Genomic DNA, 12,263 nt, shown 5'->3' on the forward strand with positions numbered 1-12,263 from the left:
TATAACATATCATTAATTTCTTATTTAATTTATGTCTATATCTTCTCAACGCTTACAAGCAATTGATGCTCTTAGAGGTTTGGTTATCTTAATCATGATGGTCGATCACGTTAGAGAAACTTTTTACCTTCATCATCAAGTTCCTGATCCAATGCTTGTCCCAGATACTGAAGAATCTCTTTTCTTCAGTCGAATATTGGCACACTTATGTGCACCTGTTTTTGTACTTTTAACAGGGCTATCCGCTTATCTTTATCAAGCAAAGAATAATCTAGCGATGACAAGAGAATTCCTTTTAAAGCGGGGATTATTCTTAATTTTCCTCGAGCTAATTGTCATTAACTTTGCATGGACCGGGACCTTCCCACCTGACGTTGTTTATTTACAAGTCATCTGGGCAATTGGTATTAGCATGCTCGCTCTAGCAGCTCTCATTGGGTTACCAAAAAAATTGCTTTGGTTCATTAGCTTGCTGATCATTTTTGGGCACAACTTACTCGATCATCTTTCATTTGAAAATGTTCCAATTCTGCATAACTTGTGGTTAATTCTCCATGAAAGAGGCTGGATTGTATTTGGAGATGTCATTCGTTTTAGGACTTCTTATCCTGTTTTGCCCTGGATCGGTATCATTACATTAGGATACTGCATTGGTACTACAGTATTTCATCAATCCAAAACAATGCGTCAGAAGAACCAGATCTTACTCAGCTTTGGTCTAGCGAGCATCGCAACCTTTGTTCTTTTACGGTATTTGAATTTTTATGGCGATCAAGCTTGGATTGTGATGCCTTCATTTACTGAGACTGCAATGAGTTTTATGAATCTTACTAAATACCCACCCTCACTTCTATTCACGCTTTTCAATGTAGGTGTTGGACTGATTCTATTAGTTTTGTTGCAAAAAGTTGAAAGTAAGCATTGGGTTAAACCTTTAATTGTATTTGGTTCTGTGCCGATGTTTTTTTATATCGTCCACTTATATGTTTTAAAAGTTTTATACCTTATTGCTGTCAATATTTTTGGTAAAAATTACGGCGAATATTACGGTGTAGAAAGCGTTTCAACGCTTTGGGCGATTGCTATTGTCCTCAGTGTATTACTGTATCCTGTTATTGTTAAATTTTCTGAATTTAAACATAGAAATAAGCATATCACTCTGCTTAAGTATTTCTAATTTTCGCTCTTTTTAAAATATGTGATTGGAAGTGGTTAGAACAACTAAGCACTTCCAAGCTTCTGAAATATTAAAAAATAAAATGCAATTTTTACATTAATGAATATGTCCTGTTTGGAACTCCTCCACCTTAAGAGCCTCAGATTCATGTGTTACATCACTGACTATCCATAGCCATTTTTCATCCGCTAAAACTTTTCTATTATAAAAGCTGACTGAGCAAATTTCTTTTTGTTGTTTATTTCTTCATACGTCATGGATTCCTTTTTGTGAATCTTTCTCAATTTGTTAAGATGATCATACTGAGTAAATCATTCAATTTCTCATACACTGTTGACTCAATTTTGACAGAAAAGAAGCACACAGAAAGGTATACTTCATTCAAGTCGAAGTTGTGCATTGGCTGTTTACATTAGTGAGACAGCCGAACTTTAGAATTAAACTTATTTATTATTTAAATTTAAGGATTTAACATACATGAATAGCGCTGAAATCATGGCTGATCTTTCATCTCATACGCCGATGATGCAGCAATATCTCAAAGTCAAAACAGACTATCAACATGCATTGCTGTTCTATCGTATGGGCGATTTTTATGAACTTTTCTTTGAAGATGCTCACTTAGCAGCCAAACTTTTAGGCATTACGCTCACGCATCGTGGCAAAGCCAGCGGCCAACCGATTCCAATGGCTGGTGTACCTTATCATGCAGCTGAAGGATATCTCGCACGTTTAGTCAAAGCTGGACGTACTGTTGCGATCTGTGAGCAAGTGGGTGAAGTCACAGGCAAAGGTCCTGTTGAGCGTAAAGTTGTCCGTATCCTAACCCCAGGAACGTTAACCGATGATGCACTGCTCGGTAGCTATCAATCGTCAAATCTAGTTGCACTTTGTATTCAACAAAATCAAATTGGTTTTGCTTTACTCGACTTGAGTGCAGGTATTTTTAAAGTTCAACAGCAAGACTATAAACCAGAACAACTTGCTATTGAGTTGGCACGTTTAATGCCAAGCGAAATCCTGATTGACGAAGATCTTATTGATAAGAATATTATTGAACAAATTAAGAAAAATTTAGATTGTCCAATTACCAAGCGTCCAAATGTTGATTTTAATTTAAACAATGCGCAAAAAACTTTATGTGATCAATTTGCTGTATCAACCTTATCAGGATTTGGATTAGACCCTGTCCCGCTCGCCAAAGCAGCGGCGGCAGCGTTGATTCACTATGCCAAAGAAACCCAAAAAACAGCATTACCCCATATTCGTTCCATTCAGATTGAACAAAGTACCGATTTTATTGCACTGGATCCAATCACACGTCGCAATTTAGAGATTATTGAACCCTTGTTTGATCATGGTACCTCGTTATTCCAATTGATTAATGATTGCCAAACAGCAATGGGCGGACGCTTACTGAGCCGTACATTAATGCAGCCAATTCGTGATACTGCTGTTTTAGATGCGCGTCTCGATGCAACTGAGCAATTATTAAAAGGCTATCATGAGTCACCATTACGCCTAGTACTCAAAGAAATTGGTGATATTGAACGTGTGCTGAGTCGGGTTGCTTTAGGTAGTGCGCGGCCACGTGATTTGGTCCAACTGCGTCAAGCCTGTGCACAGATTCCATTCTTGCGTCACGCACTCGAACCTGTTTTAAAAACACAGCAATCCAAGCTGTTAACCCAATTAGATGAAGAACTGGGTGACTTTAAAAGCTTGCACCAGCATTTGATAGCAGCAATTGTTGAAAGTCCACCTGTATTATTACGTGATGGCAATGTAATTGCAGAAGGTTATGATGATGAACTGGATGAGCTACGGAAAATCCGTGATCATGCAGGACAATTCTTAATAGATTTAGAAATTAAAGAACGTGAACGTACTGGTATCAATACCCTAAAAATCGGCTACAACCGTGTCAGTGGTTATTATATCGAACTCACTCGTGCGCAGGCAGAACAAGCACCGGCTGACTATATTCGTCGTCAAACCCTCAAAAATGCTGAGCGATATATCACGCCAGAACTCAAAGGCTTTGAAGATAAAGTTCTTTCCAGTGAATCCCGTGCCCTCGCCCGCGAAAAGCTGTTGTTTGAATCGTTGTTAGATGAATTACGTCAAAACATCGCACATTTGCAAATGATGAGCGCTGCAATTGCATATATTGATGTGCTCGCAAACTTCGCACATCAAGCTCGTCTGAATAATTGGGCTAGACCTGAGTATACGCCTGAAACCAGTATCAAAATTCAGGCAGGTCGACATCCTGTGGTTGAAGCTTTAAACAAAGCTCCATTTACACCAAATGATACCTTTTTAGATACACAACATCGTATGGCAATCATCACAGGGCCAAACATGGGTGGTAAATCGACCTTTATGCGTCAAACCGCGTTGATTAGCCTACTTGCCTATTGCGGTAGTTTCGTACCTGCTAAATCGGCAAAACTGGGTTCGATTGACCGTATCTTTACCCGAATTGGTTCTGCCGATGATTTATCGACTGGTAAATCAACCTTTATGGTCGAGATGACTGAAACTTCACAAATTTTGCATCATGCAACCAGTCAGTCATTAGTGTTGATGGATGAGGTTGGTCGTGGCACCAGTACTTATGATGGTCTTTCTTTGGCTTGGGCTTGTGTGGTTGATTTAACCAAACGCGTAAAATGTCTGTGTCTATTTGCAACACATTATTTTGAATTGACAGAACTGGGTAGCGAAGCAGGTATTGATAACTATCATGTCACCGCGCAAGAACTGAATGGCAATCTAATTTTGCTACATAAAGTTCAACATGGTCCCGCGAGTCAAAGTCATGGCTTACAAGTGGCGAAGTTGGCGGGTATTCCAGCCAATGTGATTAAAGAAGCGCAAAAACGTCTGAAGATTCTGGAAAAGCAACAGCATCAACATTTGCAAAGTAGCGTGCAAAATGATTTGTTTAGTGCTGTTGAGCACGAGATCGAAACACAAATCATTGAGAAAGTGATTGAGGTTGAAGCAAAATCTCCAGCATTAGAGTTGTTACAAAATATTGATGTCGATGACCTGACACCACGTCAAGCCCTGGAGCAACTCTATCAATTAAAGGCTTTATTCAAGACAAGTCAAACGCTTGAAAGCTGATATCCTTCAATAAGCTCTATCACTCATGATAGAGCTTATTTACATAGCCAGTCTTAAAACGAACAATTACTCACTAACTGCCCCTACCGAGCATGCTAATCCTGTATTAAAAGCATATATAGAGGACATAATCATGTCACGTGGCGATAAATCTGCTTATACAGCAAAACAGAAAAGACAAGCAAAACATATTGAAGAAAGTGAATTAGAGCAAGGTCACTCTCAAGATGAAGCTGAGCGGATTGCTTGGGCAACGGTCAATAAGCAAGATGGTGGCGGGTTAAAAAAGAGACATAAATCGAATCATTAAGTCTGTTTTTGAGAGTTATTATCAACAAAAGTCATATAAATAAGTCCATTTCATTGATACGAATAATAAATATCAATAAAAGGAATTGTTTATGTCGGTCTTTTTTGCCTAAAATACACCATTGAAGATGAAAACCATATTTTTTAGGTAGCTGCCGCCATGACCTTCGTTGTCACTGAAAATTGTATTAAATGTAAATATCAAGATTGTGTTGAAGTTTGTCCTGTTGACTGCTTCTACGAAGGTCCTAACTTCCTTGTAATCAATCCAGATGAATGTATTGATTGTGCGCTGTGTGAGCCTGAATGTCCTGCAAATGCAATCTTCTCTGAAGATGAGTTGCCAGAAGGTCAAGAAGTCTTTATTGAGCTCAATGCTGAATTGTCAGAAAAATGGGCAGGCAATAACATCACGCAAATTGGTGAACAACCGGCTGACCGTGAAGATTGGAATGGCAAACCAGACAAACTACAATATTTAGAAAAATAACTGAAAAGGCCAGAAATACTGGCCTTTTTTGTACCTGAAGCACACATTTCTTTGCAATTACATCATTATTCATGCGCTATTTTGCATTAAAATAATACGCCTACAGATTTGAACTGCCTTTTTATGATGCGAAATAAATTACAGGGTCTATTATCATTATTTATCATCCCTGTGATGATGGTGGGTTGTACCAGCTCCACAACAAAAGTAAATCAAAACCAAGGTAAAAGAATTTATATCCCACAAGAACAAGTCACTTTTACACGCCCGATTCCCAATAAAGTTGAACCAGCCTCTTACCGCCAATGGCTCAATCAAGGCGATAACTACGCACGTGTCCGAGAATACGAGCAATTCCTAAACCGTAATAATGTGGCTCATATTGTTCCAAGTTTTGAGTTACTCCGTACTGCACGAGACTGGCAAAAATGCGGTCGTTCAGAATATATGGTGCCTAACCGCGAGTTATGGAGCAATGCCCTTCCAACCTTACGTGCCTTTAAATATCTGGTCGCAGCAAAAGTCTTAACGGATTTTGAAGTCACTTCGGTCTATCGTGATTTGCCACTGAACCAGTGTGCTGGCGGTGCAGGTTCTTCAAAACATTTATTCAACTCAGCAATCGATTTCCGTATTGGGCCAGAATACCCACAGCCACAAGATTATGCTTTTATTGAGCAAACTAAATTCAAGCTCTGCCAATTCTGGGCTCAGCATGGTCAAAGTCTTGATTTAGGCATTGGTTTATATAGTTCAGGTCAAATCCATATCGATACCCAAGGTTATCGTACTTGGGGGCCAGACCTTACTCGAAACAGTTCAATGTGTAATTTCTAAATCAGATATCACAATAAAAAGAGATCTAAATGATCTCTTTTTTGTTTCATGATGATGTTTCATACGCCAATCAAATTGCACTCTGAGCATAAATGTTTAAAATGCAGCTAACAGATTCATAGGTAAACTTGATTATGCAACAGATGTGGACCGAGATTGATGACTATATCAATTCACATTTAATTCCCACAGACCCAAGACTTCAACATGCATTAGACAATACTGATACTCAGGGATTTTCTAATCATTTGGCTGTTGCACCAAATCAAGGCATGTTTTTGCAAATGTTGATTCAGATGAATCAATGCAAACGTGTATTGGAACTCGGTACTTTTGGAGCCTACAGTACCATTTGGCTTGCCAAGGCCCTTCCTGAAGATGGTTATCTACTCACCGTTGAAGGCCGTGATACTCATGTCATCATTGCGCAGGAAAATATTGATTTTGCCAATATGCCAACCACAATCGAGCTCAAAAAAGGTCGTGGTGCAGATATCATGAACCAGTTGATCGCAGAAGGCAGTGAGCCCTTTGATTTGATTTTCATTGATGCGGATAAACAAAGTTACCGTGAGTATTTTGAATTAAGCTTAAAACTTGCTCATTCAGGGACTATTATCGTACTGGATAATGTGATTCGTGCAGGAGATATTTTGGATGAGAATAACAAGAAGCCAAGTATTGAAGGGATCCGCGAAGCATTCACCGCGTTGAAAGATCATCCTCAACTACTTTCTTGCACAGCTTTGCAAACCGTAGGCTCAAAAGGTCATGATGGTTTTGCCATTGCGATCGTAAAATAGAGATTAAAAAACAACCTATTTAATTTAGTTGTGCAATATCAACAAATTATATTTATCTCCAGTGCTTTTCCATACAGTTATCCACAGGAATTGCGGATAACTATATGGAATAAAATGAATCACTTAGCAACTAATAGTGGAACATTGGCATTCCGGAAAATAGTTGTAGTGATACTACCCAAGAAAAATTGATGAATTTTACTGTGGCTAAATGCACCCAATACAATCAATTGGATATCATGTTCTCTTTGATATTCAAGGATATTTTGGGCCACATCACCATAACGATACACTGAAACGACTTCTAATCCGGCATCCTTCAGATACTTCTCAGGCTCAGTCAACATCTCAGGATGATCACCGACATACAGTAAGTGACATTGCAGTTTTTTCAACAGATCACTTTGCGCAATACGTTGCAGCATTTTCTGGCAGGTTGGCGAATATTCATACGCAAAAATAAAGCGTTTCGGTGGCTGGAAATGTTCCCCAACGGTAATCACCGTACAATTTGCACCACGAATAAAGTTTTCAACATTACTTCCAATCGGCTTGTTCTTTTCGGCAGCACGTTCTCCTACCCGTCCCATGATGACAACATCATTTTCATTGAGGATATTGAAACTCTGTTCAAGAAAATCACCTTTTTCCTGAATCTTGGTACTGGTTAAACCGTATTGCTTTTCGATCAGTTCGGAAATGTGTTTAAGTAAATTATTACTATAATCGAGTGCCAACTCACTTTGTTTTTGTTCCAACTCCGCAAGTTCTTTGAGTAGCATGGCATTACTTTCAAAGCCAATCACGCCACTGATTTCACCTAAATGGTAACTAGCTGGGTAATAGTCCAAGATTTGCAACAGTACCAACTCTCTTTGCGTTTGTTTCGCAACCCACACTGCAGCTTCTGCAACAGCATCAATACAGGGTGAAGAATCAATACATGCAATTACACGGTTCATTTTCGCCTCTCTCTAGGTATATACCTTAGGTCTTCTACTTATTTTTAACTTAACATAGATGAAAGCATGGTAGGTTAAATTTATGTATCGAATCTCATACGCTTTTTTATTCAGTTCGATAACGAATTAATTTTGCAGGATTCCCTGCAACAACTGCATAATCCTCAACATTCTTGGTTACCATACTGTTCATACCCACCACTGCATGATCGCCAATCTTGATTCCATCCTTAATCCCCACATGTGCCCCAAGCCAAACATCACGGCCAATCTCAATGCCTTTGGAAGTCACAGCTTGTTGATAGATTGGACGATCCATTTCCATCCCATGATCAAACGCATACAAATGGCTATAGGCTGCTATCCGAACCTGATCATGTAGCTTAATCCCCGCACGTCCTCCATCTAAAATACAATGATGATTAATCGCTACTTCATTGCCAATCTCTAAGGGGCCATGCAAGGTACAATCTGCGGCGATAAAAGTATTGTCTCCAATACTGATTTTGCGACCACGCTCTGCAAAAATATGAGCCAAAGGTGAAATAAAGCAGTTCAGACCAATTTCAACAGTTTCCATTTCCATCAAATAAGCCTGATATTCTGCCTGCCATGCTTCAGCCCATTCCCGATGTTTCGGTTTCAAAGACCAATACAGCCAAGGCATATAGTTCAAGCGTTGCTTATGTTGCTCTCGGTATTTTAATAAAGGATCACTCATTTTTATCTTGCTCCTCATCAACCAATCGCAATTGCTCACGGCCTCTCGTGACATCTTGAAGTTTGAGTTTTAACGGCTCAATCTGATGGACTTGAATACGTGCATCAACAACAACACCTGTTTCAGTATAATTTTCTTGGTACTCAATCTGTTGTTGCATTAATTCATATTGAATAATGGCCCATTCATTAAACCAACAGCTGAAGCGGATTTGTTTTTTTTCAATCAGCTCAATTTTCTCAGCGAGAAGCAAACATTGTCCTGCACATCCGCCATAGGCACGTACTAAACCGCCAGTACCCAATTTAATACCGCCATACCAACGATTTACCAATACAATGATATTGGTCAGATCATTACCTTCAATGGTGGCGAGTATGGGCCGCCCTGCTGTTCCCGAAGGTTCGCCATCATCATTAAAACGAACATGATGACCTATCTTCCATGCCCAACATTGATGGGTCGTGGATAAATCTTTACTTTCTTCTAAAAAGGTCTTCACTTGCTGTTCATTTTCAACAACTGCCGCAATCGCTTGGAAACGACTTTTCTTAATGTCTTCTTCAAAAGTGACTGAACTGGCAATGGTGAATGGCATAAAACATAAATATAAAATTTAAAACAAGATTATAGCTTTTTACCACCTAAATAAAAAACCTCACATTGTAAGAGGTGGTCAGCAAATAACGAGATGAAGGCTGATCCGAGATATCACTCAGCTTTAAAAACAGCCTGATTGTGTTAAGCCTTAACGCCAATACTTATATTTACTGGTTTTGCCTATCCCTGGATTAAAACTATTGGTTGGATCCAATTGTTTTAAATGCGTAGCATATTCAGGAGACGCTTGATAAAGATGACCGATATTATGTTCAGCGGGATATTTGGCACCGCGTTGCTGCAAATAGCTCAGTACTTCATCCTTAAACTGCTGAGCATTCACACCTTCTTTGAGCAGATAGTCTTGATGCAAGACAAAACAAAAAAAGTGACCTGCACTAATTTCCATAATCACCTGTTGCTGAAGATGCTCAGGCAACTCGATCAACCATTGCTGGTCATTGCGTCTGAAGGCAACATCAAATGAGACCAAGCGTTCATTGGGATCAATTGCTGCACGATCACAGTAATAAACCATGCAGCCGCCCACAGCAAAACGGATCAGAAAAACATTTTTCTCTTCTTTTTCATTACATTGAAAAAATTGCTCTGTTTTCCCCTGAAAAAAATCCATGAATAAATGCTTTAACTCTTCATTTTGCTGCATATCGATTTTCAGCATCAGTAGATGCTGATATTTTTGCTGAAATGCCTGTAATCTCGGCTCAACCCATGTTGGTGTGAGACGATTAAACAACTGAATCAAACGATCTGTCATATTGCTTGGCAGTATCGGCACGCGTTTAAAAAGCGCATCTACGCGTGATTTCAACGACAAGAGCATCGGAATTTTTTCAGCTCCCCAGATCTCAATCGCCTTGTACATATGCTTGGCATAGCGTTGTGTATGTTCGAAGCTCTGTCTATGCATATATTCAGCTTGGCTGGGAAGTACAGACAAATGTTGCAATAAATATTTGCGTAGCTGAATCAGTTCTGACGCATCATGACTTCCGATAAAATAGGTGCTGGTTTGCCTCGCAGCTTCAAACGTCGGTAATCGAACAGCAAAAACCGCTAATTTACCCGAACAGCCTGCACTCTCGTGTAAATATTCAGGATTACCATTAAATCGGGTGGGCGTTGGAGAAGTGGTATCACGCAAACTTTCCGCATAATTGTCTGCCCAGATTCGTCCTGACCATGTAGCCGCTTGGCCCGTAACATACTTTTGCTGTTCTAAATTGCCAAAAATTTCTTCAGGTGTTTCACCTAAATCAATGCCTAGATGATTGACTAGAGTGAGCTTGCCCGTGTCATCAATCTGGGCGAATAAAGATTTTTCAGTATAAGTAGGCCCACGATGAATCAAAGAACCACCTGAATTATTACAGACACCACCGATTACGGACGCACCAATACATGAAGAGCCAATCACTGAATGCGGTTCACGCTGATAAGGTTTGAGCGCATTTTCCAATTCGGTTAATGTGGTTCCAGGGAACGCAATCACTTGAGTTGCTTGTTCCAATAACTGTAAGCCTTTTAATTTTCGTGTACTGATGACTAAAACATCACGGTCATAATGATTAGAATCTGGCGTTGAACCACCTGTGACACCCGTATTCGCGGCCTGTAAAATCATAATCACATCATGTTTGACACAACACTCCAATATTTTCCAGAGCTCTAATAAACTGTCAGGAATAATCACTGCTAGGGCTTCACCCTTTCCAACCCTAAACCCTTTTAAATAAGGTGCCTTCGCGATTGCTGTGGTGAGAATCTGATAGGCTTTCAATACACCTTTAAGTTCATCAATAATCCAATTATTTTGCATAACCATCCCTTTTTATCTTTTCAATTCCGTTCTAATTACGTTACTTTTCTATTAATTCAATTTACTTTATCAGAACTGATCAATATTTGAATGGTGTAATCTTGTTATTTGAAATGCCTTCACTTCAAAATTCATCTTTATCGAGCGCAAAAAAACCTCGCATTGAGCGAGGTTTTTGATCCATAGAAATTAGCGTTCGCGTAAAGCTTCTTTGGCTTTATTAAACGGTTTCAACAAGTAATCCATAATGGTTTTTTGTCCCGTACGAATATCAACGGTTGCCACCATACCTGGGGTAATGCTAAAAGTTTTACCTGCTTTGTTATATAAACGGTCTGAATCGGTACGGATGTATACACGATAATAGAATTGATCCTGCTTCACCTCATCACGAATGGTATCTGGTGAAATCACCGTGACCTTTCCGTTTAGACCACCATAAATAGAATAATCATAAGCTGTAATTTTAACTAAAGCTTCTTGCCCTGGATGGATAAATGCAATATCTCGTGGTGAAATACGCGCTTCAATCAACAATTTATCTTCCAAAGGTACAATCGTCATGAGCTTGCCATTTTGAGGAATGACACCTCCCAATGTGGTAACGTCAATTTCTTTCACCACACCACGTACAGGTGCTTTAAACACTGCACGTGACAAGCTGTCATTTCGACCATTCACCACTTGTTGCTGAGTTTGGATATCGGTATTGGCCTTAGACAATTCCTCTCTGGCCTTTACATAATATTGATTGCGTGTGTCATTGATTTTATTGTTTAAATCGTTAGCTTCTCGCTTTAAACGTAATACTTCAACTTCACTGGCTGCGCCTTTCGCGACCAATGGCTCAGTCATCGCAAGTTCTTGGCGTACCAGTTTAGACGCTTGTTCATAGCCTTCAATTGATTGGTCTAAATTGGCACGGCGAGACAAATACAGTGCCGTCTCTTCTTGAACAAGTTTAGGATTTTTTTGAACTTCTTCTGGAAAACTCAATGCTGTGCCATTTACTTCAGCGCGTAAACGCGCTGCGGTTGCCTGCGCAGAAATCAGTAAAGATTTCGATTCACCCACATTTGATGCAAGACGCGTTGGATCAAGCTGTGCCAGGATTTGCCCTTTTTCAACCACATCTCCTTCGTTCACATCGAGCTTGGTTAGAATTCCTCCTTCAAGCGATTGAATAATTTGTTCTTTTGAAGATGGAATGACTTTGCCCGTACCTGTCGAAACTTCTTCTAGATTAAATAGCCACGCCCAGATTAAGAGTGAAAATAAGCCAATCCCAATCATCCAAACAACGAGCGTCGAACGAGGTAACTTAGGTTCCTTATAAGTTACATTCATTGAACGGCTGCTGTTTTGTTGTTGTTCACTCATAAATTTTCC

11 protein-coding genes are annotated in these 12,263 nt (G+C 39.5%); 6 read left to right on the forward strand and 5 right to left on the reverse strand.

The features are described 5' to 3' along the window. The first annotated feature begins 31 nt into the window (after nt 1–31). From F887_RS05625 to F887_RS05600, 6 genes are all read left to right on the forward strand, one after another. The gene (locus F887_RS05625; RefSeq protein WP_005295658.1) at nt 32–1,177 is read left to right on the forward strand and encodes an acetyltransferase domain-containing protein; all 1,146 of its coding nucleotides are present in this window, start codon (nt 32–34) and stop codon (nt 1,175–1,177) included. A 477-nt stretch (nt 1,178–1,654) separates the two neighbouring features. After that, nucleotides 1,655–4,312, forward strand: a complete 2,658-nt coding sequence (mutS, locus tag F887_RS05620) for a DNA mismatch repair protein MutS (RefSeq protein WP_005295659.1) — start codon at nt 1,655–1,657, stop codon at nt 4,310–4,312. A gap of 133 nt (nt 4,313–4,445) precedes the next feature. After that, nucleotides 4,446–4,622 (forward strand): hypothetical protein, encoded by a 177-nt coding sequence (locus F887_RS18675; protein WP_005295661.1) that lies wholly within the window; start codon nt 4,446–4,448, stop codon nt 4,620–4,622. A gap of 159 nt (nt 4,623–4,781) precedes the next feature. Further along, nucleotides 4,782–5,111 carry a ferredoxin FdxA gene (gene fdxA, locus F887_RS05610; RefSeq protein WP_005145598.1) on the forward strand — a complete coding sequence of 110 codons (330 nt, stop codon included), beginning with the start codon at nt 4,782–4,784 and terminating at the stop codon, nt 5,109–5,111. A 123-nt stretch (nt 5,112–5,234) separates the two neighbouring features. Further along, on the forward strand, nt 5,235–5,948 hold the full coding sequence (locus F887_RS05605) for a D-Ala-D-Ala carboxypeptidase family metallohydrolase (RefSeq protein ID WP_005295663.1): 714 nt from the start codon (nt 5,235–5,237) through the stop codon (nt 5,946–5,948). A 134-nt stretch (nt 5,949–6,082) separates the two neighbouring features. Beyond that, nucleotides 6,083–6,751, forward strand: a complete 669-nt coding sequence (locus F887_RS05600; RefSeq protein ID WP_005145593.1) for an O-methyltransferase — start codon at nt 6,083–6,085, stop codon at nt 6,749–6,751. A 119-nt stretch (nt 6,752–6,870) separates the two neighbouring features. Here F887_RS05600 and F887_RS05595 read toward each other — a convergent pair whose 3' ends face one another. The 5 genes from F887_RS05595 to F887_RS05575 all read right to left on the reverse strand — a co-directional run bounded on the left by F887_RS05595 (nt 6,871) and on the right by F887_RS05575 (nt 12,254). After that, entirely contained in the window at nt 6,871–7,713 is an 843-nt protein-coding gene (locus tag F887_RS05595) for a universal stress protein (protein ID WP_005295664.1), read from the reverse strand. A gap of 106 nt (nt 7,714–7,819) precedes the next feature. Further along, nucleotides 7,820–8,434, reverse strand: coding sequence for an acyltransferase (locus tag F887_RS05590; protein ID WP_005295665.1), 615 nt, complete (start codon nt 8,432–8,434; stop codon nt 7,820–7,822). After that, on the reverse strand, nt 8,427–9,032 hold the full coding sequence (locus F887_RS05585) for an IMPACT family protein (RefSeq protein ID WP_005295666.1): 606 nt from the start codon (nt 9,030–9,032) through the stop codon (nt 8,427–8,429). The genes F887_RS05590 and F887_RS05585 overlap by 8 nt, the downstream gene beginning before the upstream one ends. A 150-nt stretch (nt 9,033–9,182) precedes the next feature. Continuing rightward, on the reverse strand, nt 9,183–10,874 hold the full coding sequence (gene dld, locus F887_RS05580; RefSeq protein WP_005295668.1) for a D-lactate dehydrogenase: 1,692 nt from the start codon (nt 10,872–10,874) through the stop codon (nt 9,183–9,185). 189 nt (nt 10,875–11,063) lie between these two features. Then, a complete protein-coding gene (locus F887_RS05575; protein WP_005295670.1) occupies nt 11,064–12,254 on the reverse strand; it encodes an HlyD family type I secretion periplasmic adaptor subunit in 1,191 nt (396 codons plus the stop codon). Nucleotides 12,255–12,263: the final 9 nt, after the last annotated feature.

The sequence above is a fragment of the Acinetobacter sp. NIPH 2100 genome (assembly GCF_000369805.1).
Classification (GTDB): domain Bacteria; phylum Pseudomonadota; class Gammaproteobacteria; order Pseudomonadales; family Moraxellaceae; genus Acinetobacter.

Bases quoted from the DNA above. Each gene is read 5' to 3' on its own strand.
- F887_RS05625 (WP_005295658.1), top strand. From the start codon at position 32: ATGTCTATATCTTCTCAACGCTTACAAGCAATTGATGCTCTTAGAGGT.
- mutS (WP_005295659.1), top strand. From the start codon at position 1,655: ATGAATAGCGCTGAAATCATGGCTGATCTTTCATCTCATACGCCGATG.
- F887_RS18675 (WP_005295661.1), top strand. From the start codon at position 4,446: ATGTCACGTGGCGATAAATCTGCTTATACAGCAAAACAGAAAAGACAA.
- fdxA (WP_005145598.1), top strand. From the start codon at position 4,782: ATGACCTTCGTTGTCACTGAAAATTGTATTAAATGTAAATATCAAGAT.
- F887_RS05605 (WP_005295663.1), top strand. From the start codon at position 5,235: ATGATGCGAAATAAATTACAGGGTCTATTATCATTATTTATCATCCCT.
- F887_RS05600 (WP_005145593.1), top strand. From the start codon at position 6,083: ATGCAACAGATGTGGACCGAGATTGATGACTATATCAATTCACATTTA.
- F887_RS05595 (WP_005295664.1), bottom strand. From the start codon at position 7,713: ATGAACCGTGTAATTGCATGTATTGATTCTTCACCCTGTATTGATGCT.
- F887_RS05590 (WP_005295665.1), bottom strand. From the start codon at position 8,434: ATGAGTGATCCTTTATTAAAATACCGAGAGCAACATAAGCAACGCTTG.
- F887_RS05585 (WP_005295666.1), bottom strand. From the start codon at position 9,032: ATGCCATTCACCATTGCCAGTTCAGTCACTTTTGAAGAAGACATTAAG.
- dld (WP_005295668.1), bottom strand. From the start codon at position 10,874: ATGCAAAATAATTGGATTATTGATGAACTTAAAGGTGTATTGAAAGCC.
- F887_RS05575 (WP_005295670.1), bottom strand. From the start codon at position 12,254: ATGAGTGAACAACAACAAAACAGCAGCCGTTCAATGAATGTAACTTAT.